Origin of the sequence: Burkholderia latens, assembly GCF_902499045.1 — a bacterium.
Lineage (GTDB): Bacteria > Pseudomonadota > Gammaproteobacteria > Burkholderiales > Burkholderiaceae > Burkholderia > Burkholderia latens.
In genome coordinates this window covers 1-22,066 of the sequence record NZ_CABVPL010000045.1, presented here as the reverse complement: position 1 = coordinate 22,066, position 22,066 = coordinate 1, and the positions used below count along the sequence as shown (strand labels likewise).

Genomic DNA, 22,066 nt, shown 5'->3' with positions numbered 1-22,066 from the left:
ATTTCCTTTTACCTCATTCGCAAATATCCCGCAATTATTGAGATGGTTATCGATCGTCATCGAAAAATGCAATGGAAACAAATGACTCCAATAATTAATTGACCTTTACGCAAATAATTCGAAATAAATTGGGATTTATCTTATTCGTCGGGGCACCCGGCCCGACTGAGCGTCGGTGCCGGGCGTTTTTGTCCATACCGGGTCGCGACGACGGGCGCGACAGGGTGAGAGGTGCAACGGGAGGCCGCTGCGGAAAAGGCGCACGACCCGTTACGCCCCGCGTCGTCACTTGTCGACGAGCCGCTTCGGCACCGACAGCGCGAGCAGTCCGCCGAGCACGAGAAAGCCGGCGAGCATGTACATGCCCGCGTCGTTGGTGCCCGTCGCCTGCTTGAGCCAGCCCATCAGGTACGGGCTCAGGAAGCCCGCGAGGTTGCCGATCGAGTTGATCATCGCGATGCCGGCCGCGGCCGCCGCGCCGCCGAGGAATGCGGTCGGCAGGCTCCAGAACAGCGGCAGCGTCGTCAGGATGCCCATCGTCGCGAGCGTCAGGCCCAGCATCGCGAGCGCCGTCTCGTGCGCCCAGATCACCGACAGCACGAGCCCCACCGCGCCGAACGCAGCCGGAATCGCCAGGTGCCAGCGCCGTTCGCGGCGCTTGTCCGCGCTCCGCGCGATCAGGATCATCGCGATCACCGCCGCTGCATACGGAACTGCCGACAGCAGGCCGATCGTGACCGTGTCGGTCACGCCGGTCGTCTTGATGATCGTCGGCAGCCAGAACCCGACGCCGTATAGCCCCATCACGAACGAGAAGTAGATCAGCGCCATCAGCCATACGCGCGGGCTCGACATCACCGTGCCGAGCGGCAGGTCTTCCTTCGTCGCCTCCTCCGCGTCGACGTTGCGCGCGAGCAGCGCCTTCTCGTCGTCGGTGAGCCATTTCGCGTTCGCGATCCGGTCGTCGAGCGCGAAGAACACGAGCACGCCGGCCAGCACCGACGGGATCCCTTCGAGCAGGAACAGCCACTGCCAGCCGTGCCAGCCGCTCACGCCGTTGAACGCCTTCAGGATGAAGCCCGAGATCGGCCCGCCGATCACGCCGGACAGCGCGACGGCGGTCATGAAGAACGTCGTCATCCGGCCGCGCCGATGGGCCGGGTACCAGTAGGTGAGGTACAGGATCACGCCGGGGAAGAAGCCGGCTTCGGCGACGCCGAGCAGAAAGCGCATCACGTAGAACATCGCGGGCGTCGTGACGAACATCGTCAGGATCGAGATCACGCCCCACGTCGCCATGATCCGCGCGATCCACACGCGCGCGCCGACCTTGTGCAGGATGATGTTGCTCGGCACCTCGAACAGGAAGTAGCCGAAGAAGAAGATCCCCGCGCCGAGCCCGTAGACGGTGTCGCTCAGATTCAGGTCGCTCGCCATCTGCAGCTTCGCGAAACCGACGTTCACGCGGTCGAGATACGCGACCACGTAGCACAGCAGCAGTAGCGGCGTGAGCCGCCACGACACCTTGCGGTAGGTTGCTTCCTCGAATGCGCCGGACGAGCCCGGCAGCGACTGCGTCGATGTTGCCATGTTGTCTCCTGTCCTTTCTTGTGGTGGCCGGAGCCGGCGCGGCGCGCCGATCCGGGGTCGTGCAAAGCAATGACTACGCGCAAATGCGGCGCCGCCCGATGCCGCCCGCGGCGCGATCATGGTCGTGCGGCTAGATGCAGCGCCCGCCGTCGACTTCGAGGCAGACGCCCGTGATGAACTCGGCTTCGTCGGATGCGAGATACAGCGCCGCGTTCGCGATGTCCTGCGGCGTCGAGAAGCGGCCGAGCGGAATCGTCGCCAGGAACCGGCGGCGATTTTCCGGGGTGTCCTCGCAGCCCATGAATTCGGTCATCAGGCCCGTCTCGCCGAGCACGGGGTTGATGCAGTTCACGCGGATGCGATCGGCGCCGAGCTCCGCTGCGAGCGACTTGCTCGCGGTGAGCATCGCGCCTTTCGTGCTGTTGTACCAGACGAGGCCCGGGCGCGGCCGCACGCCGGCCGTCGACGCGACGTTCACGAACACGCCGCCGCCCTGCGCGCGGAAGTACGGGACGAACGTCTGCACGCTCCAGAATAGGCTCTTCATGTTCACGGCGTACACGCGGTCGAATTCCGCTTCCGTCACGTCGAGCACCGGCTTGTTGCGGTGCGTGGTGCCGGCGTTGTTCACGACGATATGCACCGACTGGAAGTCGTCGAGCGCGGCCTCCTGCAGTGCGCGCCAGTCGGCGTCCTTCGACACGTCGCCCGCGACCGCGATCGCCTTGCCGCCGGCCAGCGCGATCTCGCTCGCGACGCGTTCGGCCGCTGCGCCGTTCAGGTCGTTGACGACGACGTTCGCGCCTTCGCGCGCATACGTCTTCGCAATGCCTTCGCCGAAACCCGAGCCGCCTCCGGTGACGATGGCCGTCTTGCCGTTCAACCGCATGGTGTGTCTCCTGTATTCGACGCGTGCTTGGTGTCGCGGTGGCGCGGCCGGCGCTGCCGGCCGGGCTCGCCTGGTCAACCGTGCCGGATCGCGATCGTCTTCAGCGTGGTGAAGCCGTACAGTGCCTCGAAGCCTTTCTCGCGGCCGTGTCCCGAGTGACCGACGCCGCCGAACGGCAGCTCGACGCCGCCGCCCGCGCCGTAGTTGTTGACGAACACCTGGCCCGCGCGCAGGCGCCGTGCCAGACGTAGCTGGCGCGCGCCGTCGCGCGTCCAGATGCCGGCGACGAGGCCGTACGGTGTGCCGTTCGCGAGCGCGACCGCTTCGTCCTCGTCGACGAACCGCATCGCGGCAAGCACCGGGCCGAACACTTCCTCCTGCGCGAGCCGGTGCGACGCCGGCACGTCGCGCAGCAGCGCGGGCGCCTGATAGAAGCCGCTTTCGGGCGCATCGGCGACGACCTGGCCGTGCCCGGCCATCGGAATGCCGTCGTGCTGCGCGTCGGACAGGAAATCCCACACGCGCTGCTGCTGCTTTGCGTTGATCAGCGGGCCGCAGTCGAGGTCCGCGCGGCTCGGGCCGACCCGCAGCCCGTTGAACGCGGTCGCGAGCCGTTCGACGAGCGGCTCGTACACCGCGCGCTCGATCAGCACGCGGCTGCCGGCCGAGCAGGTCTGCCCGCCGTTCTGCACGATCGCCGACACGAGCACGGGCAGCGCCGCGTCGAGATCGGCGTCGGCGAACACGATCTGCGGCGACTTGCCGCCGAGTTCGAGCGTGACGGGCACGTGGTTCTCGGCCGCCATCTGCGTGACGAGCTTGCCGGTCGCGGGCGAGCCGGTAAACGAGATGTGATCGATGCCGGGATGGCGCGCGAGCGCGGCGCCCGCTTCATGGCCGTAGCCGGTGACGACGTTGAGCGCACCGGCCGGCAGTCCGGCTTCGGCGGCGAGTTCGGCCACGCGCAGCACCGACAGGCATGCGTCTTCCGCCGGCTTCACGACGCATGCGTTGCCTGCGGCGAGTGCGGCGCCGACGCTGCGACCGAAGATCTGCATCGGGTAGTTCCACGGCACGATGTGGCCGGTGACGCCGTGCGGCTCGCGCACCGTCAGCACCGTGTAGCCGGCCTGATAGGGGAGCGTTTCGCCGTGCAGCTTGTCGGCCGCGCCGGCGTAGAACTCGAAGTAGCGCGCGAGTGCGGCGGCGTCGGCGCGTGCCTGCTTCAGCGGCTTGCCGGTGTCGCGTGCTTCGATCGCGGCGAGTTCCTCGAGGTGGTCGGCGACGCGCGCGGACAGGCGCATCAGCACGCGGCCGCGCTCCGCGGCGCTGGTCGCGCCCCACGGGCCGGCGAATGCGTCGCGGGCGGCGGCGACTGCGCGCTCGATATCGGGTGCGGTGCCGCGCGCGATCGTCGCGAACGGCTGGCCGTCGGATGGATCGACGACCGGGATTGTCTCCAGTTGCGCGGGCAGCGTCCATTCGCCCGCGATGAAGTGCTTCGCTTCTTCCATGCCTGCTCCTGTCGACCAGAGTTAGCGCTTTAGCGCTTACTCTGGTCCCATGCTTCGCGGTCGACCAGAGTTGGCGCTTCAGCGCTTACTCGGGCCCCATGCTTCGCGGTCGCCCCGAATTAGCGCGTCAGCGCTTACCTGGGCCCCCATGTTTCGCGGCCGGGCCGAGCGGGTCCTGGCGCTCACCCGGATCCCGCGCTTCACGGTCGCCTCGAGCGGGCGCTTCCGCCATTACCCGCACCCCATGCTCCACGCTCGACCCGCGCCCCTTGCCATGATTCGCGGCCGGACATCCGGAACGATTATCGCGCCGATCGTCATCCGGACGCCACCGGTCGATTGGCTATAATGGCGCATTCCCTGCGGGGACGCCCGCGGCGGGTGCATCGGCCGCGGCGCCCTGTCCCGAATTCCCATCGACCAACTGAGAGCGCTATGAGCTTCAATCATGTTCCGGCCGGCAAGGACCTGCCGCACGATTTCAACGTGATCATCGAGATCCCCGCGCAAAGCGATCCGGTGAAGTACGAGGCGGACAAGGAGCTGGGTCTCCTCGTCGTCGACCGCTTCATCGGTACGGGCATGCGTTATCCGGTGAACTACGGCTACATTCCGCAGACGCTGTCGGGCGACGGCGATCCGGTCGACGTGCTGGTGATCACGCCGTTCCCGCTGCTGGCCGGCTCGATCGTGCGTTCGCGCGTGCTCGGCATGCTGCAGATGACGGACGAGTCGGGCGTCGACGCGAAGCTCGTCGCCGTGCCGCACGACAAGGTCTGCCCGATGACGGCGAACCTGAAGTCGATCGACGACGTGCCCGAATACCTGAAAGACCAGATCAAGCACTTCTTCGAGCAATACAAGGCGCTCGAGAAGGGCAAGTGGGTGAAGGTCGAAGGCTGGGCCGGCATCGACGCCGCGCACAAGGAAATCGCCGACGGCGCCGCGAACTACAAGAAGTAAGCGGCGTGCCGGCCTCGCGGCCGGTTCGTTCGGAGTGCAAACCGCGCGTGTCTCGTCAGGAGGCCGCGCGGTTTTGTTTTGTGCGCGGTGTCGCGCGTGCGGGGGCTTTCTCGCGAGTGCGGGCGGGAACGGGCACGGCGGCGGCGTTCGATGCGCCTTTGGTGCGCGGCACACGCGTCGCGCCCGGCGTGGCGGCGACTGAAACAACGGCTTCGACGGCTTCGGCAGTGGCCGCTCGCGGCGACGCACGGCCGCGCGCCGGCGTGGGCGTGGTGCCGGCGCGTTCCTTCGGCACGGGCTTGGCGCCGGCCGCTTGCGTCGGTCGTTTCGACGCTGCGCGCGTGGCCGGTTTGTCCTGCGTTGCCGCGGCCCCGCGCGGTGATGTTTCGTTGACTTCGGCATCGTCGCCGGTGTTCGCACGCTGTGCGGCCGCTGCGGCCGCCGCCTTCGCGGGAGCCTGTGAAGATTGCACGCGTTTCGCAGTCTTGGCCTTTGCGGAACGGGATGTCGTTCCATCATTGCCGGCCTTCGCCGCCTTCGCCGCCTTCGCCGCCTTCTTCCGCCCGCGCGACGCGGCCGGCAAATCATTCGCTTCGATGTTCCCGTCGATCGACATCCCAACCGGCAACACCGATTCGAGCGTCCGTATTCCGGCCGCCAGCTCGCGCTTCTGCGCGGGCGTGAGCCGCTTCACCCAGTATTCGGCGCGCGACGCGCTCGACCGGTCAGGCAGCGGAAACGACGCGAGCACCGCGCGCGGCTTGCGCGAGCGCGTGTAGCGCGCGCCCTTGCCGGACGCGTGCTCGTCGAAGCGTGCGGCGACGTCGGTCGTGATGCCCGTGTAGACGCTGTCGTCGGCGCATTCGATCAGATACAGAAACCAGGACATGGCAGGGCGGCGGGATGCGAAGCCGCCAGTGTCTCAGAATTCGCGGGTGGCGCCGCGCGCGAGGCGAGATGCGACACCGTCACCGGTCACGCCGAAACGGATCATGCTCGCGCAGCTCGTCGACGTACGCGTGGATCTGCGCGGTCTCTCGTTCGAGAAAGTGCGCGACCGCGTCGGAGAACGCCGGGTGCGCGAGCCAGTGCGCGGAATGCGTGACGGTCGGCAGGAAGCCGCGCGCGAGCTTGTGCTCGCCCTGCGCGCCGCCTTCGAACGTGTCGATCCCGGCTTCGATGCAGAATTCGAGCAGCTGGTAATACGCGGTTTCGAAATGCAGGCAGGGCACGTGCTCAAGCGCGCCCCAGTAGCGGCCGTACAGCGTGCCGCCGCTGCCGTTCGTGCCGCGGCGGTAGACGGCGAGCGAACTCGCGATCGGCCGGCCATCGGCTTGCGCGATCACGAGCAGCAGGTTCTCGGGCATCGTCGCGCCGATCGTGCGGAAGAATTCGAGGTTCAGGTACGGGCTCGAATAATGCTCGCGATACGTTTGCCGATAGCAGCGCGAGAAGAAGCGCCAGTCGGCGTCGGTGATCTGATCGCCGGTGAGCCGCCGGAAGGTCACGCCCGCGTCGCGCACCTTGCGCCGCTCCGCGCGGATGTTCTTGCGCTTCTTCTGTTCGAGCGTGCCGAGAAAGTCGTCGAAGTCGCGATAGCCGTCGTTGAGCCAGTGGAACTGCACGCCTTCGCGCAGCATCATCCCCATCGATTCCAGCAGCCGCGCTTCGTCGCCGGTCGGGAACAGCACGTGCAGCGACGACACGTCGCTCTGCTCCGCGAACGCGAGCAGCGTGGCCGCGAGCCGGCGGCGCGCGTCGTCATCGGCCGCGAGCAGGCGCGTGCCTTGCACGGGCGTGAACGGCACCGCGCACAGCAGTTTCGGGTAGTAGCGCAGGTCGTTGCGCTGGTACGCGTCGGCCCACGCCCAGTCGAACACGTATTCGCCGTACGAATGCTGCTTCGCGTAGACGGGGGCGGCCGCGGCGAGCCGGCCGGTGCGCGCGTCGGTGAGCGTGACGAAGTGCGGCGACCAGCCGGTGTCGTCGACCGCGCAGCGCGCGACGTGCAGCGCGTCGAGGAACTCGTGGCGCAGAAACGGCGTGGGCTGCGCGTCCTGCTCGAGCAGCGCGTTCCATTCGTCGGCCGGCACCTCGGCGGGGGACGACAGGATGCCCGTGCGATAATCGATGCGTTCGTGTTTCAAGCGTGAATCCGTACCGTTGGATGCCGCCGGATGCGTGCCGCCGTGGCCCGCGTCCGGGACGATTTCGTCAGCCGTTCGAGGCGCGCCGCGGGGCTGCGCCGACCCGTCATGAAGACCCGACTCGCTCTCGCCCAGATCAACGTCACCGTCGGCGATTTCGCCGGCAACGTCGCGCGGATCGTCGCGGCCGCCCGCGCCGCGCACGAAGATGGTGCGCACCTGATGGTCGCGCCCGAACTCGCGCTGTCCGGCTATCCGCCGGAAGACCTGCTGCTGCGCCCCGCGTTCTACACGGCGGCCGCCGCCGCGCTCGACACGCTCGCCGATGCGCTAAGCGCGTTCGACGGGCTCGCGGTACTGGTCGGCCATCCGTTGCGCGGTCCGGGCAGGGAGCCGAGCAGGGAGCCGGGCGGCGATGCTCAGGCGTCAGCCGTCGATGGTAATGCAAACCGCCCGATCGAGCGCGGCGTGCCGCCGTCCGATACCTACAACGCGGTGTCGCTGATCGTCGGCGGCGAGATCGTCGGCACCTATCGCAAGCAGGATCTGCCGAACGCCGACGTGTTCGACGAGAAGCGCTACTTCGCGACCGACACCACGCCGCTCGTGTTCGAGCTGAACGGCGTCCGATACGGCGTGATCATCTGCGAGGACGCTTGGCATGCGTCGGCCGCGCAGATCGCGAAGGCCGCCGGCGCGCAGGTGCTGCTGATCCCGAACGGTTCGCCGTACCACATGAACAAGGAAGCGCTGCGCATCGACATCCTGCGCGCGCGAATCCGCGAAACCGGGCTGCCGATGGTGTACGTGAACCTGGTCGGCGGCCAGGACGAGCTCGTGTTCGACGGCGGCTCGTTCGTGCTCGACGGCGACGGCGACGGCACGCTCGTCGCGAGGATGCCGCAATTCGACGAAGGGCACGCGATCGTCGAATTCGACGGCGCGCGGCCGTTGCCCGGCAAGATCGCGCCCGAGCTGCCGGTCGACGCGCAGGTCTATCGCGCGCTCGTCACCGGCGTGCGCGACTACATCGGCAAGAACGGCTTTCCCGGCGCGCTGATCGGGCTGTCGGGCGGTGTCGACTCGGCGCTGGTGCTCGCGGTCGCGTGCGACGCACTCGGCCCCGACCGCGTGCGCGCGGTGATGATGCCGTCGCGCTACACGGCCGACATCTCGACCACCGACGCGGCGGAAATGGCGCGGCGCGTCGGCGTGCGCTACGACGAGATCGCGATCGCGCCGATGTTCGACGCGTTTCGCGCGGCGCTCGCGGGCGAATTCGCGGGCCGCGCGGAGGATGCGACGGAAGAGAACATCCAGGCGCGCATCCGCGGCACGCTGCTGATGGCGCTGTCGAACAAATTCGGCTCGATCGTGCTGACCACCGGCAACAAGAGCGAGATGGCGGTCGGCTACTGCACGCTGTATGGCGACATGGCCGGCGGCTTCGCGGTGATCAAGGACATCGCGAAGACGCAGGTCTACCGGCTGTGCCGCTATCGCAATGCAACGGCCGACTACGGCGCGCGCGACGTGATTCCCGAGCGGATTCTGACGCGCGCGCCGTCGGCCGAGCTGCGCGAGAACCAGACGGACCAGGACAGCCTGCCGCCGTACGACGTGCTCGACGCGATCATGCGGATGTACATGGAGGAGGACCGGCCGCTCACGGAAATCGTCGCGGCCGGCTACGCGGAGACCGATGTCGCGCGCGTGACGCGGCTCATCAAGGTCAACGAGTACAAGCGCCGCCAGGCGCCGATCGGCATTCGCGTCACCCACCGCGCGTTCGGGCGCGACTGGCGCTATCCGATCACGTCGCGCTTTACCGAGCGTCTCGACTGAGCCGCGCCGGGCCGTGCATGGCCGGCCGGCTCACCGCTTACACTTGCGGCTTACAATCGGAGCCGCGATTTTTCATCGAAACGAGCATTGAGGGACAACCATCATGAAACGCATCACCGCCATCATCAAGCCGTTCAAGCTGGACGAAGTCCGCGAAGCGCTCGCCGAAGTGGGGCTCACGGGCTTGACCGTGACGGAAGTGAAAGGCTTCGGCCGCCAGAAGGGGCACACCGAGCTGTATCGCGGCGCGGAATACGTCGTCGACTTCCTGCCGAAGATGAAGATCGAGGTGGTCGTCGCGGAAGCGCAGGTCGATCAGGTGATCGATGCCGTGATCGGCGCGGCGCGCACCGGCAAGATCGGCGACGGCAAGATCTTCGTGTCGGACGTCGAGCGCGTGATCCGCATTCGCACCGGCGAAGAGAACGAAGCGGCGGTCTGAGCGCCGCGTTCGCCCATCCGGTCACGTCCCGGCCGCTGTCTGGCCGCTTCCTGGCCGCTTGAACCGTCTGGGCCACGGGCCGCACGAACGCGGCCCGCCAATAAAAAAAGGTGCGATACCCGGGTGGGTACCGCACCGATACGCGCCTCTCGCAGCAGCGTGGAAAGTGTTGTCGAATCGTTGTTCGCGGCGCCTGATCAGAACAGGTGTTGGATGCCGGCGTAGACGCCGGTCTGGCTGCCGCCCGGATGCGGGTTGCCGGTCGACACGGCCGTGCCTGCGCCGTTCGCGTTCAGGCCGAAGTTGGCCGTCGAGCTGTTGCGCACCGTCGCGACCTGCAGGTCGAACAGCGTGCGCTTCGAGATGTTGTACGAACCGCCGACCGTGTAGATGTTCGCGTTGCCGCCGCCGTGGTTCGCGTTCACGTGATACACGGCCGCGATCAGCGCTGCCGCCGGCGTTGCCTGCCACGTCACGCCGCCCCAGACTTGCTGCGTACCCGTCACGCCGGCGTTGACTGCCGGGCCGCCGCTGCCGTCGGCGCGCGATGCCTGGTAAGCCGCCTGAACCTTGAACTGGCCGAGGAACACGTTCACGCCGGCGAAGTATTCGCGCGAGTAGTTGAACACGTCCGAGAAGCGGCCGTTGCTGTCGCGCGTTTCGTCGTAGATGCCGCGCAACTGGAACAGCGAGTTCGTATAGGTGATCTGACCGCCCATTGCACGGCCCGGTTGGCCGGCCGTCGTGTTGCCGTTGAAGCTGGTCGAGTTCGAGAAAGAGAACTGGCCGTAGAAGTCGAGGCCATAGAGCGACGGCGACTGGTACGACACGTTGTTGCTGGTCTTGTTCCAGTTGCGGCCGCGTACGAGCGATGCCGTCGACCATGCCGACTGGCCGAACGGGTCGAAGTCCCACACGCCGTTCGCGATCGCGAGTTCGCGACCCAACAGCAGCGTACCGTAGCGATCGTTCGAAATCCCGACGGTCGCGAAACGATCCCAGATCGAGCCGCTGAAGCCGCCGTTCATCGTGTTGAACGCGCCTTCGAGGTGGAACAGGATCTTGTTGCCGCCGCCGATGTCTTCGCTGCCCTTCAAGCCCCACAGGCTCGTGCCCCAGTCGCCGCTTTCCGCGCGCACTTGGTGGCCGTTCTGCAGGCCGTTCAGGTACTCAAGGCCGGCATCCAGGCGACCATACAGCGTCACGCTGCTCTGCGCGTGCGCCGTAACCACCCCAGCAGCCATCAGCGCGGCCGCGACCAAAGCTTTCTTCATCATCTCCTCCATACCCTGTCAAAAAGTCAACCCAGACTGCACGAGATGCCCGGCGCGGCGAGCGTCGGGCAAAAGCGGAAAGCGGGATAACCAGGGAGACCTCGTGCAAGGCCGGTAAGCGCGGCACGCGGGCAAGCGGACGGAAAACCGTTGAGCGGTCCCGCGCGGCCGGGTGAGCTTGCGGGGTCTCCTTGTTGTGTCGTGAAGCTAAACTACATTTCACGAACTTCGTTTTGCTACTTTGGTTACTAATTTAGCAAAAATACAATTTTGTGGCGACGGAAATCGTTGTTTGACTAACACGTGTCGCCAATTTGCCATGCAACACGGCCCGCGGGGGCTGCCGGAAGGGGTGCCGGAGGCCCGAAAACCCTTGTCCGACAAGGCAGACACGGTTTCGGCGAACATGGGTCAAGGATTGCCACTATTGACGATGCGGCGGGCGCCGGCGTAAGCGCGTTGCGCATCGAATTGGTAAGTATTTCGTAATGAATTGACGGCGGTTCGAAGGCGCCGCAACGAGCGGGGAACGCTTGCCGCGCGGGCCGCTGGCGGCCGCTGCACGGGCGTGTCGCGCTACGTGAGCGCCGGCCGCGCCGCGAGCAACTGCGCACGAAGCCAGCGGTGCGCGTCCGTGCGCGCATGCTTTGCGTGCGAGTACACCTTGATCGTGTAGCGCGGAATCTCGAACGGCGCGGGAAAGATGCGAATCGGCGCCGCGTGGCGCAGCGCCTGCGCGGCGCGGTTCGGCACCGTCATCAGCAGCGCCGATTCCGCGATCACGAACGGTGCGGCGAGCACGGTCGGCAACTGCACGGCGACCTGCCGCGCGAGGCCGAGACGGTCGAGCACGTAGTCGACGACGCCGCGCGGCTCGTTCCACGGCGTGACGACCGCGTGGCGCGCCGCCAGATACTGGTGGAGCGTCAGCCGGCGGCGGATCTCCGGATGCGTGGCGCTCGCGATCACGACGTAATCGTCCGAGAACCAGTCGAAATCCTCGATACCCGGCGCGTCGGCGGCCGATTCCTCGTGATAGCCGAGCGCGAAGTCGATGCGGCCTGCCGCGAGCTCGTCGATCGAGATCTTCCGGTCCGAATGGACGACGCGGATCTTCAGCCGCGGCGCGACCTGCTCGATGCGCGCGAGCAATGCAGGCAGCACCGTGAACGCGGTGTAGTCGGTCGCGGCGAACACGAACGTGCGGTCGCTTTGCGCGGGATCGAAGCGGCGCGCGCGGGCGAGCCCCTTCGACATCGTGTCGAGCGCGTCGCCCGCCCAGCTCGCGATGTCGTCGGCGCGCACGGTCGGCTGCATCTCGTTGCCGAGCCGCACGAACAGCGCGTCGCCGATCGCTTCGCGCAGCCGCGCGAGCGCGTGGCTCAGCGCGGACGGGCTCATCGCCAGTTCGTGCGCGGCCGCCGCGACCGACCGGTGACGGTACAGCGCGTCGAACGCGAGCAGCAGGTTCAGGTCGAGGCGGCGCAGATCGGGATGCATCATATTCATATCAGGATGAAGAAACTGCACTTCCTGCAGTTACGCCGCGAACGTAGCATATCGATCCGAGCGGCGCCATACGCGAGCGCGCCGGCACCGCATTCCGTGTTCAGCCTGGGCCGGGGAGGGCCCCCATCGTGCAAATCGACATCCGTTCCGCCACCGTCGCCGACGTGCCGCAAATCCTGCGTTTCATTACCGAACTGGCCGTCTACGAGAAAGCCGGGCATGAAGTGATCGCGACGCACGCATCGCTCGAGCGCAGCCTGTTCGGCGAAGGCACGCCGGCGCGCGCGCTGATCTGCGAAGCCGACGGCGAGCCGGCCGGTTTCGCCGTGTATTTCTTCTCGTATTCGACGTGGCTCGGCCGCCAGGGGCTGTATCTCGAGGATCTGTACGTGTCGCCGCGCTTTCGCGGCGCGGGCGCCGGGCTGCGGCTGCTGAAGGCGCTCGCGCGCATCGCCGTCGATACCGGCTGCGGGCGCTTCGAATGGAGCGTGCTCGACTGGAACGAGCCGGCGATCCGCTTCTACGAAAGCGTCGGCGCGGCGCCGCAGAGCGAATGGGTGCGCTACCGGCTCGCGGGCGAAGCGTTGCGCGCGTTCGCGGACGGCGCGCCGGTCGACGCCGCGTAAACGCAAAGCGGGCGCCGCATGGCGCCCGCCCGGTGCAAGAACGACGCCCCCCGGGCGCGTTACTTGAGGCTGCCCGACAGGAACGCGCGCAGGCGCTCGCTCTTCGGATTCGCGAGCACGTCGGACGGCACGCCTTCTTCCTCGACGCGTCCTTGGTGCAGGAACATCACGTGGTTCGACACGTTGCGCGCAAAGCCCATCTCGTGCGTGACGACGATCATCGTGCGGCCTTCCTCGGCCAGCTTCTGCATGACCTTCAGCACTTCACCGACGAGTTCCGGGTCGAGCGCGGACGTCGGCTCGTCGAACAGCATCACGTCCGGATGCATCGCGAGCGCGCGCGCGATCGCGACGCGCTGCTGCTGTCCGCCCGACAGATGCGACGGATACTGCTTCTCGACCCGCGGCGCGAGGCCGACCTTCTCGAGATATTCGCGCGCGCGCTCCTCGGCTTCCTTCTTCGGGATCCCGAGCACGTTGACGGGCGCTTCCATCACGTTCTCGATCACGTTCATGTGCGACCACAGGTTGAAGTGCTGGAACACCATCGACAGCTTGGTGCGCACGCGCTGCAGCTGCTTCGGATCGGCCGCGCGCAGCGCGCCCGTCTTGTCGAGCGCGGTGCGCACTTCCTCGCCGTCGACGAAGATGCGGCCCGCGTTCGGCTGCTCGAGGAAGTTGATGCAGCGGAGCATCGTGCTCTTGCCGGATCCGGACGAGCCGATCACGCTGATCACGTCGCCCGAGTTCGCCTTCAGCGACACGCCCTTGAGCACCTCGTTGTCGCCGTACCGCTTGTGGAGATCGTCGACGAAAAGCTTTTGAGTCTGGGAGTTCATCAATATTCCTGCGGAAACTTACTTGCCTTGCGGGCGCAGATACGCGAGCCAGCGACGCTCGGCCTGCCGGAACACCCACACGAGCGTGAACGAGATCACGAGATAGAGCAGGGCGGCGATGCCGAACGCGTGGAACGACATGTAGGTCGCCGAGTTCACGTCGCGCGCGATCTTGAGGATGTCGGGCACGGTCGCGGTGAACGCGACGGTGGTCGCGTGCAGCATCAGGATCACTTCGTTGCTGTAGAGCGGCAGCGAGCGGCGCAGCGCCGACGGCAGGATCACGCGGCGGTACATCGTGAAGGTGGACATCCCGTACGCGCGCGCGGCCTCGATCTCGCCGTACGACGTCGACTTGATCGCGCCCGCGAAGATCTCGGTGGTGTACGCGCAGGTGTTCAGCGTGAACGCGAGCAGCGTGCAGTGCATCCCGTCGCGGAAGAACGCATCGAGCAGCGGCGTGCCGCGCACGATCTGCAGGCTGTAGAGGCCGGTGTAGCAGAGCAGCAGTTGCACGTAGAGCGGCGTGCCGCGGAACACGTACGTGTAGAGCCACACGGCGCCCGACAGCCACTTCTTCTTCGACACGCGGGCGACCGCGAGCGGCACCGACAGGCAGAAGCCGAGGCCGATCGACACGACGAGCAGCCACAGCGTGATCGCGACGCCGGTGATCCGGAAGCCGTCGGTGTAGAGGTAGTTGCGCCAGTATTCTTGGATGAGTTCGATCATAGGTCAGCCTTGCGGACGCCGGTCGAGTAGCGCTTTTCGAGCCACATCAGCACGAAGTTCGAGATCGTCGTGATCGCGAGGTAGACGGCACCGGCGATCAGCGTGAAGAAGAAGAACCGCAGCGTGCCCTTGCCGGCGTCCTGCGACGCCTTCACGACGTCCGCGAGGCCGATGATCGACACGAGCGCGGTCGACTTCACGAGCACCTGCCAGTTGTTGCCGATGCCCGGCAGCGCGAAGCGCATCATCTGCGGGAACATGATCCGCGTGAACACCTGCCAGTTGGTCATCCCGTACGCGCTGCCGGCCTCGAGCTGGCCGCGCGGCACCGACAGGAACGCGCCGCGGAACGTCTCGGTGAAATACGCGCCGTAGATGAAGCCGAGCACGAGCACGCCGGCGAGGAACGGGTCGATGTCGATCTGGTCCCAGCCGATCGCGTCGGTCGCCATGTTCAGCCAGATCTGCAGGCTGTAGAACAGCAGCAGCATCAGCACAAGGTCGGGGACGCCGCGGATCAGCGTCGTGTAGACGGTGCCGACGCCGTTCGTGAAGCGGTTGCGCGACAGCTTCGCGCCCGCGCCGAGCAGGCCGAGCAGGAACGACAGCGCAAGCGAAAGCACCGCCAGCTTGACGGTTTGCCAGGTGCCGGCGAGGATCAGCGGGCCGTAGCCTTGTAGAAACATATGTGGTCCCTGGTGTGGTCCCGGAGGGCGCACGCGGTGCGCCTCGAAAGACGCGCCCGCCATGCTGCGCGGAACGCCCCCGTGCGTATCATCGCCGTCCGCCCCCGGCATCGGTGCCGGGCAAGCCCGTCGCGCGAGGCGGCGGGCGATCGGGCGGGCGGCGCATGGTTGACTGCCTGTGTTGCACGAACGCGGGGCCGCCCCCGCATCCGCTTCCCGTCATCGTCGGCGCTCAGCGAGCCGAGTAGACGCTGAACGCGAAATACTTGTGCGACAGCCGGTCGTACGTGCCGTCCTTGTGCATGTCGGCCAGCGCCTTGTTGATCTTGAGCTTCAGGTCGGTATCTTCCTTGCGCAGGCCGATCGCGGTGCCGTCGCCGATCGTCTTCGGATCCTTCACTTCCGGCCCGGCGAACGCGAAACCCTTGCCGCGCGGCGTGCGCAGGAAGCCGTAGTCGGCCTGGAGCTCATCCTGCAGCGTCGCGTCGAGGCGGCCCGAGCCGAGATCGGCATAGACCTGGTCCTGGTTCTGGTAAGGCACGATCGTCACGCCCTGCGGTTCCCAGTACGCCTTCGCGTACGTCTCCTGCGTCGAACCCTGCTCGACGCCGACGCGCTTGCCCTTGAGCGACGCGACCGTCGGCAGCAGCGGCGAGCCGGCCTTCGCGATCATCCGCGCGGGGGCGTCGTACACCTTGTCGGAGAAGTCGATCTGTTCGCGGCGCTTGTCCGTGACGGTCAGCGACGACACGATGACGTCGTATTTCTTCGCCTTCAGCGCCGGGATGATCCCGTCGAGATCCTGCGCGACCCACACGCACTTCACGTTGATGCGCTTGCAGATTTCCTTGGTGAGATCGACGTCGAAACCGACGATCTCGCCGCTCGGCGCGGTCGACTCGAATGGCGGGTAGCTGGCATCGACGCCGATCCGCACGGTCTTCCACTCTTTCGCGAAGGCGCTGCCCGCCACGAGGGCGAGGGCGGCGCACAGGGCGGCCTTCTTCATTTCCATGCTGTTGTCGCTCACTTCCGGGGAGGCGCTCGCGGCCGGTCGTGCCGGGCGCCGCGGCGTATTCTAGACGGCCAAAATTCGTGTTTCGGCGCGCTGGCAACGGCATCCGCCGGACGGGCGAACGCCAAAAGGGCGGTATTTTACCCGAACGCGATACCCGGAAAACGGCAATCCGGCGCGACCGATCGATTCTTCGAACCGGCCGTTGCGGCAATGGTGGTATTGGCAACGAGCATTGCGCCGATTGAGCGCGTGAGTGCAACGATGCGGGGCGCGGGCGCCGGATTGCGGCGCGCGGCGTGCCTCTGCAGTGCAGGTAAACCCGTACAAAGAATATTTGCCTGCGGAGTGGCCACGTGCGACGGCGCGCGCGTCGCCGGCGTCGACACGGTCGCATTTGCGCGCGCCGCGCGGCGGAGCCGCCGCTGTTCGACGTCGGATGAAATGAAACGGGGGACGCGGGCAGCACGCCCGCGTCCCCCGCGATGCCACCCGGAAAGGCGGCCCGCCGGCTTACTGCGCCGGCGCCGACGCGGCCTTGGCCGCGCGGTGCTGCTCCCAGCGTTGCTTCATCTTCTCGTGACGCTGCTCCATCCGCGCGAACTGCTGCTTGAGCGCGGTGCTGACCGTCGTCTTCTGCTGGTCGTTCAGCCCGTTGTAGAACGCGAGCCACGCGGCCGAGCTTTGCTCGCGCAATTGCGCGTTCTGCTGCTCGGCCTGCTGGCGGGCCGCGTGCATCGCGTTCAGGTCGAGGATCGGCTGATTCTGCTGCGCCTTGAACTGCTCGCGCATCTGCTCGTGGCTCTTGCGCATCGCTTCATGGTTCTGCTTCATCGTATTGACGGCCGTCTGCCACTGCTGTTCCTGCGACGCGTCGAGCTTGAGCTGGTCGTGCAGTTTCATGAGCACGCCGAACGGGCCGCCTTCATGGCCGCCGTGCATCTGGTGCATGCCGGGGCCGCCCGGCGGCGGCGTGTCGCCGGGCGGCGCGGCATGCGCGGTGCCGAATGCGAGAGCGAGCACGGCGGCGGCCGCAATGGCCACGCGGGAAGTCTTCTTATACATTTCGGAAACTCCTGGAATCGAAAGGGTCCGGCGATGCGGTGCGCGGGGTGGCCCGTGTGCCGTATCCGGTAAGACGCAGGTTAACGGCGCGTCCCCAGGCGGGTGTTACGCGGGATCGCTGCCGGGTTACGGTGCATTACAGTTCCCTTGCGCGGTAACTCGCAGTAACCCTTTCGTCCCTTTGTATCGTTCTTCGACTCCGCGCTCGCGCGCTAAACTTCCAGCCATGACTACCCAGATCCTCATCGTCGACGACGACCAAGAACTCCGAGACCTGCTGCGCGACTATCTCGTGCGCCAGGGGATGGAAGTGTCCGTGCTGCACGACGCGGCATCGCTCGAGAAGCGCCTCGAGCGCGAGCGGCCCGACCTGATCGTGCTGGACCTGATGATGCCGGGCGTGGACGGCCTGACCGCGCTGCGCCAGCTCCGTGCGGCCGGCGACGACATCCCCGTGATCATGCTGACCGCACGAGCGGACGACGTCGACCGCATCGTCGGCCTCGAACTCGGCGCGGACGACTACCTCGGCAAGCCGTTCAACCCGCGCGAGCTGCTCGCGCGCGTGCAGGCCGTGCTGCGCCGCCGCCGCGCGACGCCGTCGGCGGCGGCGCCCGAGCAGCGCGAGCCGTTCGCGTTCGGCCGCTTCGTGCTCGACTTCCAGGCGCGCACGCTGTCGGTCGACGGCAAGCCGGCGACACTGTCGAGCAGCGAATTCGCGTTGCTGAAGATTTTCGTGAATCACGCGCTGCGCACGCTCACGCGCGAGCGGCTGCTCGAGCTGCTGCACGGGCCCGAGTACGACGGCACCGACCGCGGCATCGACGTTCAGGTGTGGCGCCTGCGCCGCATCCTCGAAACGGATCCGTCGACGCCGCGCTTCATCCAGACGGTGCGCGGGCGCGGCTACGTGTTCGTGCCCGACGGCGAGGCCCATGCGCAAACCCATTGATTCGCTGTTCGGGCGGCTGGCGCTGCTGGTCGTCGGCGTGCTGCTCCTGTCGCACTTCGCGTGGTTCTTCGCGATGCGGCTCGAGCGCAACCAGATGCAGACGCGTTATGCGGTCGAGGAGGCCGCGTTCCTCGTCGACGCCGTGCGCCAGCACGTCGAGCGCACGCCGGACCAGCCGCTGCCGTCGCGCGTGCGGCTCGTGGCGCCGGACAGCCCGGACGTGCCGAAGAACGACGAATCGAGCCTGCCGGTGCCGCTGAAGCGTTTTCGCGACGACGTGAGCGAGCGGATGCCGCCGGGCACGCAGGTCGCGATCGGTGCGCCGGGCCATCCGCCGGTGCTGTGGGTCAAGGAGCCGACCGACCGCAACTGGATCGTGGTGCCGGTGCAGCCGTTGCGGCCGCCGCGCTCGCTCGACCGGATGCTGCTGTGGCTCGGCACGATCTTCTCGGCCGGCGTGATCGCCGCGCTGTTCGCGGCGTGGCAGCTGCAGCAGCCGCTGCGCTCGCTGGCACGCGCGGTCGCGCGCTTTGGCCGCGGCCAGCCGGTGCCGCCGCTGCGCGAGCGCGGCCCGCGCGAGCTGCGCCAGCTCACGCACGGCTTCAATCAGATGGTCGAGCAGGTGTCGCAGGCCGAGAACGACCGCGCGGTGATGCTGGCCGGCGTCGCGCACGACCTGCGCACGCCGCTCGCCCGGATGCGCCTGCGCGCCGAAATGATGGACGACGCGCGGTTGCGCGACGGTGTGGTGCGCGACGTCGACTCGATGTCGCATATCGTCGACCAGTTCCTCGTGTTTGCGCACGGCGGGGCCGATCGCAGCGAGCCGGTGCCGGTGGATCAGACCTGCGAGCGGATCGCGCGCAGCTATCGCGCGGTCGCGCCGAACGCGCCGACGGTGCAGACGCGTCTGGATACCGACGAAGGCTTCCGGCTGCCGACCGCGACGCTCGACCGGATCCTGTCGAACCTGCTGGACAACGCGCATGCGTACGGTGCGCCGCCCGTGTTCGTCGAGACGGCACGTACGCCGGCCGGTTATGTGCTGTCGGTCAGCGACAGCGGGGGCGGGATCGCGCCGCGCGATCTGGCGGCTGCGACGCGGCCGTTCGTGCGGCTCGACCCCGCGCGCGGCGGGAACGGCCACAGCGGGCTCGGGCTCGCGATCGTCGAACGGCTCGTGCAGAGGCTCGGCGGGACGTGCGAGATCGGCAATCGTCCCGAGGGAGGCCTGCGCGTCGCGATGACGTTCCCGTTCGACGTGGTGCCGAAGGACGAGCCGCACGCGCGGGCCGCGTAAGCGGCCGATGCGGCGCCTGCGGGGCAGGCGCCGCGCGGCGTCATTCGCCGAACAGCGTGCCGAGCGTCTCGGCGGCGTTGCTGTCGATGGTGTTGTAGGTCACGCTCGTGGCCTCGAAGATATAGACGGTCGTGTAGCGGCCGAGGCGTTCCAGGATTTCCTCCTGCAGCGATTCCGGCACCACGTTCATGTTCAGGTACCACGCCGTCGACGACAGCCGGGTCTGGAACGACCCGTATTCCTGCATCAGCTCGTAGAACGCATCGGCGTCCTGATCGCGGCAGACGATCACCAAATTTCCTGCCATTCCCTTCCTCCCGCTGGTCGGTCGATCCCCTGCGCCGGTCGGTCGACCGACGCCGGGGGCCAGCCCCGATCATACCTGCTTCGCCCGACCGTCCGCTGACGTCCGGGCCGGTTTGCGCCCGTGTGCGGCTGCCGGGTTCCCGGCCGGCCCGGATCACGGCATAATTCGGGGCCTGCATGCCGGCCGACAGACTGCGGCCGGGCTGCTCCGCACCGCGCCGCGCGCCGTCCGCCCGCGCGCCGGGCACGATCCGTGCGCCGCCCGGCGCCGCGCCCGGCCCCGGACGGTTGAACCTGAAATACAGGTTGGTGTAGTGTCGTGCCGTCGCGGCCCGACTCGGCCTGCCGGGGCGCAGCCTGCACGCACGGCGCGTCGCGCCGGCGTGAGATCGTGAATCAATCGAATTACCGCGTCGAATTACCGCGCCCGTGCGCTTTGCCATGAATCAACATCGTCTGCCGGCTTCGTTCGGCCTTACCGGGGAGGGCGCCTGATGGACGTCGGATTCTTCAATCCGAACCGGACCGCCAACGCGTCCGCGTGGCGCGTCCTGCCGAACCGATGGGACTTCATCGCGTTCCCGCTGATCATCTGCCTGATCGCGATGGCGGTCGTCGGCTTCCATGAAACGATGGCGCCGATCGGGACCCTTCAGACCCAGAAGATCTCGCTCGATCCGTCGAATCTGCCCGAATACGCGTTGCGCACCACGCTGCGGATGCTCGCCGCGATGGTCGCGTCGCTCGCGTTCACGCTCGTGTACGGCACGCTCGCGGCCAAGAGCCGCCGCGCAGGCATGGTGCTGATCCCGGTGCTCGACATCCTGCAGTCGGTGCCGGTGCTCGGCTTCATCTCGTTTACGGTCACGTTCTTCCTCGCGCTGTTCCCGAGCCGCGTGCTCGGCGCCGAGCTCGCCGCGATCTTCGCGATCTTCACGAGCCAGGCATGGAACATGACGTTCAGCTTCTACCAGTCGCTGCGCACCGTGCCGCGCGACCTGGACGAAGTGTCGCGCGGCTTTCACCTGACGTCGTGGCAGCGGTTCTGGAAGCTCGAGGTGCCGTTCTCGATGCCGGGGCTGATCTGGAACATGATGATGTCGATGTCGGGCGGCTGGTTCTTCGTCGTCGCGTCGGAGGCGATCACCGTCGGCAACCAGACGATCACGCTGCCGGGGATCGGCGCGTATCTCGCGCAGGCGATCTCCGACAAGAACCTCGGCGCGATCGGCTGGGTGATCCTGACGATGACCGTCGTGATCCTCGCGTACGACCAACTGCTGTTCCGCCCGCTGATCGCGTGGGCCGACAAGTTCCGGATGGAGAACACCGCGTCGGGCGACGCGCCGCAATCGTGGCTGCTCGACCTCGTGCGCCGCACGCGGCTGATCCATCAGCTGCTGGTGCCGGCCGGCTGGTTCTTCGCGAAGGCCGCGCGGATTCCGCTGCGCCTGCCGCTGTCGGGCGCGATGCGCTTCACGTTGCCGAAAGTCGAGAAGAAGGCGTCGCGCACGGTCGACATCGCATGGGCGGCGCTGTTGCTCGTCGGCACCGCGTACATCGTGTGGCGCGTCGTCAGCTTCGTGTCGACCGGCGTGACGATGGCCGAGGTCGGCCACGTGATCATGCTCGGCCTCATCACGCTGGTGCGCGTGGTCGTGCTGATCGCGATCGCGTCGGTGATCTGGGTGCCGGTCGGCGTGTGGATCGGGCTGCGTCCGAAGCTCGCCGAGAAGCTGCAGCCGCTCGCGCAGTTCCTCGCCGCGTTCCCGGCCAACCTGCTGTTCCCCGTGTTCGTGATCGTGATCGCGCGCTTTCATCTGAACGCCGACATCTGGCTGTCGCCGCTGATCGTGCTCGGCACGCAGTGGTATATCCTGTTCAACGTGATTGCCGGCGCGACGTCCTATCCGAACGACTATCGCGAAGCGGCGACGAACTTCCGGATCCGCGGCTGGCAATGGTGGCGACAAGCGATGCTGCCCGGCATCTTCCCGTACTACGTGACCGGCGCGATTACCGCGTCGGGCGGCGCGTGGAACGCGAGCATCGTGTCCGAAGCGGTGCAGTGGGGCACGACCCGGATCGAGGCGCACGGCCTCGGCGCGTATATCGCGCAGACCACCGCCGCCGGTGACTTCCCGAAGATCATCCTGGGCATCGCCGTGATGTCCCTGTTCGTCACCTTGTTCAACCGCCTGCTGTGGCGCCCGCTGTATGCCTTTGCCGAAGCGAAGCTGCGGCTCGACTGAGACCGATTGAGAGCGAAACGCGATGCACAATCCGAATGCTGTAAACGCCCCTGTCCAGACGTCCCAGCCGCCCCAGCCGCCGCGTCTCGGCGAAGAGATCCTGCGCGTCGACCACGTGAG

20 protein-coding genes are annotated in these 22,066 nt (G+C 67.2%); 7 read left to right on the top strand and 13 right to left on the bottom strand.

All coding sequences use genetic code 11. From position 1 onward, the window contains the following. Window positions 1-285 precede the first annotated feature (285 nt). The 3 genes from BSE24067_RS24630 to BSE24067_RS24620 all read right to left on the bottom strand — a co-directional run bounded on the left by BSE24067_RS24630 (window position 286) and on the right by BSE24067_RS24620 (window position 3,993). On the bottom strand, window positions 286-1,590 hold the full coding sequence (locus tag BSE24067_RS24630; RefSeq protein ID WP_151066098.1) for an MFS transporter: 1,305 nt from the start codon (window positions 1,588-1,590) through the stop codon (window positions 286-288). Between the two features lie 130 nt (window positions 1,591-1,720). Continuing rightward, on the bottom strand, window positions 1,721-2,479 hold the full coding sequence (locus tag BSE24067_RS24625) for an SDR family oxidoreductase (protein ID WP_151066097.1): 759 nt from the start codon (window positions 2,477-2,479) through the stop codon (window positions 1,721-1,723). Between the two features lie 74 nt (window positions 2,480-2,553). Next, the gene (locus BSE24067_RS24620) at window positions 2,554-3,993 is read right to left on the bottom strand and encodes an aldehyde dehydrogenase family protein (RefSeq protein WP_151066096.1); all 1,440 of its coding nucleotides are present in this window, start codon (window positions 3,991-3,993) and stop codon (window positions 2,554-2,556) included. A gap of 435 nt (window positions 3,994-4,428) precedes the next feature. Here BSE24067_RS24620 and ppa point away from each other — a divergent pair, with 435 nt between their 5' ends. Beyond that, window positions 4,429-4,956 (top strand): inorganic diphosphatase, encoded by a 528-nt coding sequence (gene ppa, locus BSE24067_RS24615; protein WP_011885693.1) that lies wholly within the window; start codon window positions 4,429-4,431, stop codon window positions 4,954-4,956. 55 nt (window positions 4,957-5,011) lie between these two features. Here ppa and BSE24067_RS24610 read toward each other — a convergent pair whose 3' ends face one another. Together BSE24067_RS24610 and BSE24067_RS24605 are read right to left on the bottom strand one after the other, a co-directional pair. Continuing rightward, entirely contained in the window at window positions 5,012-5,845 is an 834-nt protein-coding gene (locus BSE24067_RS24610) for a GIY-YIG nuclease family protein (RefSeq protein WP_151066095.1), read from the bottom strand. A 79-nt stretch (window positions 5,846-5,924) separates the two neighbouring features. Further along, entirely contained in the window at window positions 5,925-7,307 is a 1,383-nt protein-coding gene (locus BSE24067_RS24605) for a GNAT family N-acetyltransferase (protein ID WP_420883516.1), read from the bottom strand. On the opposite strand from BSE24067_RS24605, the gene BSE24067_RS24600 reads away from it, so the two are divergent. Together BSE24067_RS24600 and BSE24067_RS24595 are read left to right on the top strand one after the other, a co-directional pair. Beyond that, complete coding sequence (locus BSE24067_RS24600; protein WP_151066094.1) at window positions 7,212-8,948, top strand: NAD+ synthase; 1,737 nt, start codon at window positions 7,212-7,214, stop codon at window positions 8,946-8,948. The two genes, BSE24067_RS24605 and BSE24067_RS24600, sit on opposite strands and share 96 nt — an antisense overlap. A 103-nt stretch (window positions 8,949-9,051) precedes the next feature. After that, window positions 9,052-9,390, top strand: coding sequence for a P-II family nitrogen regulator (locus tag BSE24067_RS24595; protein WP_006398637.1), 339 nt, complete (start codon window positions 9,052-9,054; stop codon window positions 9,388-9,390). 197 nt (window positions 9,391-9,587) lie between these two features. Here BSE24067_RS24595 and BSE24067_RS24590 read toward each other — a convergent pair whose 3' ends face one another. Together BSE24067_RS24590 and BSE24067_RS24585 are read right to left on the bottom strand one after the other, a co-directional pair. Next, complete coding sequence (locus BSE24067_RS24590; RefSeq protein ID WP_060106735.1) at window positions 9,588-10,667, bottom strand: porin; 1,080 nt, start codon at window positions 10,665-10,667, stop codon at window positions 9,588-9,590. 573 nt (window positions 10,668-11,240) lie between these two features. After that, the gene (locus BSE24067_RS24585) at window positions 11,241-12,167 is read right to left on the bottom strand and encodes a LysR family transcriptional regulator (RefSeq protein WP_151066093.1); all 927 of its coding nucleotides are present in this window, start codon (window positions 12,165-12,167) and stop codon (window positions 11,241-11,243) included. A gap of 134 nt (window positions 12,168-12,301) precedes the next feature. On the opposite strand from BSE24067_RS24585, the gene BSE24067_RS24580 reads away from it, so the two are divergent. Continuing rightward, the gene (locus BSE24067_RS24580; protein ID WP_151066092.1) at window positions 12,302-12,799 is read left to right on the top strand and encodes a GNAT family N-acetyltransferase; all 498 of its coding nucleotides are present in this window, start codon (window positions 12,302-12,304) and stop codon (window positions 12,797-12,799) included. 59 nt (window positions 12,800-12,858) lie between these two features. On the opposite strand, the gene BSE24067_RS24575 is transcribed toward BSE24067_RS24580, so the two are convergent. The 5 genes from BSE24067_RS24575 to BSE24067_RS24555 all read right to left on the bottom strand — a co-directional run bounded on the left by BSE24067_RS24575 (window position 12,859) and on the right by BSE24067_RS24555 (window position 17,136). Then, complete coding sequence (locus BSE24067_RS24575; protein ID WP_151066091.1) at window positions 12,859-13,638, bottom strand: ABC transporter ATP-binding protein; 780 nt, start codon at window positions 13,636-13,638, stop codon at window positions 12,859-12,861. Window positions 13,639-13,656: 18 nt separating this feature from the next. After that, window positions 13,657-14,370 (bottom strand): ABC transporter permease, encoded by a 714-nt coding sequence (locus BSE24067_RS24570; RefSeq protein WP_151066090.1) that lies wholly within the window; start codon window positions 14,368-14,370, stop codon window positions 13,657-13,659. Continuing rightward, on the bottom strand, window positions 14,367-15,056 hold the full coding sequence (locus BSE24067_RS24565) for an ABC transporter permease (protein ID WP_151066089.1): 690 nt from the start codon (window positions 15,054-15,056) through the stop codon (window positions 14,367-14,369). Before BSE24067_RS24565 ends, BSE24067_RS24570 begins: the two co-directional genes overlap by 4 nt. A 232-nt stretch (window positions 15,057-15,288) precedes the next feature. Continuing rightward, window positions 15,289-16,065, bottom strand: coding sequence for an ABC transporter substrate-binding protein (locus BSE24067_RS24560; RefSeq protein WP_151066110.1), 777 nt, complete (start codon window positions 16,063-16,065; stop codon window positions 15,289-15,291). 519 nt (window positions 16,066-16,584) lie between these two features. Next, a complete protein-coding gene (locus tag BSE24067_RS24555; protein ID WP_151066088.1) occupies window positions 16,585-17,136 on the bottom strand; it encodes a Spy/CpxP family protein refolding chaperone in 552 nt (183 codons plus the stop codon). Window positions 17,137-17,362: 226 nt separating this feature from the next. Between BSE24067_RS24555 and BSE24067_RS24550 the strand changes: the two genes are divergently transcribed. Further along, on the top strand, window positions 17,363-18,088 hold the full coding sequence (locus BSE24067_RS24550; protein WP_039319657.1) for a response regulator: 726 nt from the start codon (window positions 17,363-17,365) through the stop codon (window positions 18,086-18,088). After that, window positions 18,072-19,388, top strand: a complete 1,317-nt coding sequence (locus BSE24067_RS24545) for an ATP-binding protein (RefSeq protein WP_151066087.1) — start codon at window positions 18,072-18,074, stop codon at window positions 19,386-19,388. Before BSE24067_RS24550 ends, BSE24067_RS24545 begins: the two co-directional genes overlap by 17 nt. Before the next feature lie 40 nt (window positions 19,389-19,428). On the opposite strand, the gene BSE24067_RS24540 is transcribed toward BSE24067_RS24545, so the two are convergent. Continuing rightward, the gene (locus tag BSE24067_RS24540) at window positions 19,429-19,695 is read right to left on the bottom strand and encodes a double-stranded DNA-specific endonuclease (RefSeq protein ID WP_027786765.1); all 267 of its coding nucleotides are present in this window, start codon (window positions 19,693-19,695) and stop codon (window positions 19,429-19,431) included. A 493-nt stretch (window positions 19,696-20,188) separates the two neighbouring features. Here BSE24067_RS24540 and BSE24067_RS24535 point away from each other — a divergent pair, with 493 nt between their 5' ends. Continuing rightward, complete coding sequence (locus BSE24067_RS24535) at window positions 20,189-21,946, top strand: ABC transporter permease (protein WP_151066086.1); 1,758 nt, start codon at window positions 20,189-20,191, stop codon at window positions 21,944-21,946. Window positions 21,947-22,066 lie beyond the last annotated feature (120 nt).

Excerpts from the sequence above, each read along its gene's own strand:
- BSE24067_RS24630 (WP_151066098.1), bottom strand. The coding sequence starts at position 1,590 with ATGGCAACATCGACGCAGTCGCTGCCGGGCTCGTCCGGCGCATTCGAG.
- BSE24067_RS24625 (WP_151066097.1), bottom strand. The coding sequence starts at position 2,479 with ATGCGGTTGAACGGCAAGACGGCCATCGTCACCGGAGGCGGCTCGGGT.
- BSE24067_RS24620 (WP_151066096.1), bottom strand. The coding sequence starts at position 3,993 with ATGGAAGAAGCGAAGCACTTCATCGCGGGCGAATGGACGCTGCCCGCG.
- ppa (WP_011885693.1), top strand. The coding sequence starts at position 4,429 with ATGAGCTTCAATCATGTTCCGGCCGGCAAGGACCTGCCGCACGATTTC.
- BSE24067_RS24610 (WP_151066095.1), bottom strand. The coding sequence starts at position 5,845 with ATGTCCTGGTTTCTGTATCTGATCGAATGCGCCGACGACAGCGTCTAC.
- BSE24067_RS24600 (WP_151066094.1), top strand. The coding sequence starts at position 7,212 with ATGAAGACCCGACTCGCTCTCGCCCAGATCAACGTCACCGTCGGCGAT.
- BSE24067_RS24595 (WP_006398637.1), top strand. The coding sequence starts at position 9,052 with ATGAAACGCATCACCGCCATCATCAAGCCGTTCAAGCTGGACGAAGTC.
- BSE24067_RS24590 (WP_060106735.1), bottom strand. The coding sequence starts at position 10,667 with ATGATGAAGAAAGCTTTGGTCGCGGCCGCGCTGATGGCTGCTGGGGTG.
- BSE24067_RS24585 (WP_151066093.1), bottom strand. The coding sequence starts at position 12,167 with ATGATGCATCCCGATCTGCGCCGCCTCGACCTGAACCTGCTGCTCGCG.
- BSE24067_RS24575 (WP_151066091.1), bottom strand. The coding sequence starts at position 13,638 with ATGAACTCCCAGACTCAAAAGCTTTTCGTCGACGATCTCCACAAGCGG.
- BSE24067_RS24570 (WP_151066090.1), bottom strand. The coding sequence starts at position 14,370 with ATGATCGAACTCATCCAAGAATACTGGCGCAACTACCTCTACACCGAC.
- BSE24067_RS24565 (WP_151066089.1), bottom strand. The coding sequence starts at position 15,056 with ATGTTTCTACAAGGCTACGGCCCGCTGATCCTCGCCGGCACCTGGCAA.
- BSE24067_RS24560 (WP_151066110.1), bottom strand. The coding sequence starts at position 16,065 with ATGAAGAAGGCCGCCCTGTGCGCCGCCCTCGCCCTCGTGGCGGGCAGC.
- BSE24067_RS24555 (WP_151066088.1), bottom strand. The coding sequence starts at position 17,136 with ATGTATAAGAAGACTTCCCGCGTGGCCATTGCGGCCGCCGCCGTGCTC.
- BSE24067_RS24550 (WP_039319657.1), top strand. The coding sequence starts at position 17,363 with ATGACTACCCAGATCCTCATCGTCGACGACGACCAAGAACTCCGAGAC.
- BSE24067_RS24545 (WP_151066087.1), top strand. The coding sequence starts at position 18,072 with ATGCGCAAACCCATTGATTCGCTGTTCGGGCGGCTGGCGCTGCTGGTC.
- BSE24067_RS24540 (WP_027786765.1), bottom strand. The coding sequence starts at position 19,695 with ATGGCAGGAAATTTGGTGATCGTCTGCCGCGATCAGGACGCCGATGCG.
- BSE24067_RS24535 (WP_151066086.1), top strand. The coding sequence starts at position 20,189 with ATGGACGTCGGATTCTTCAATCCGAACCGGACCGCCAACGCGTCCGCG.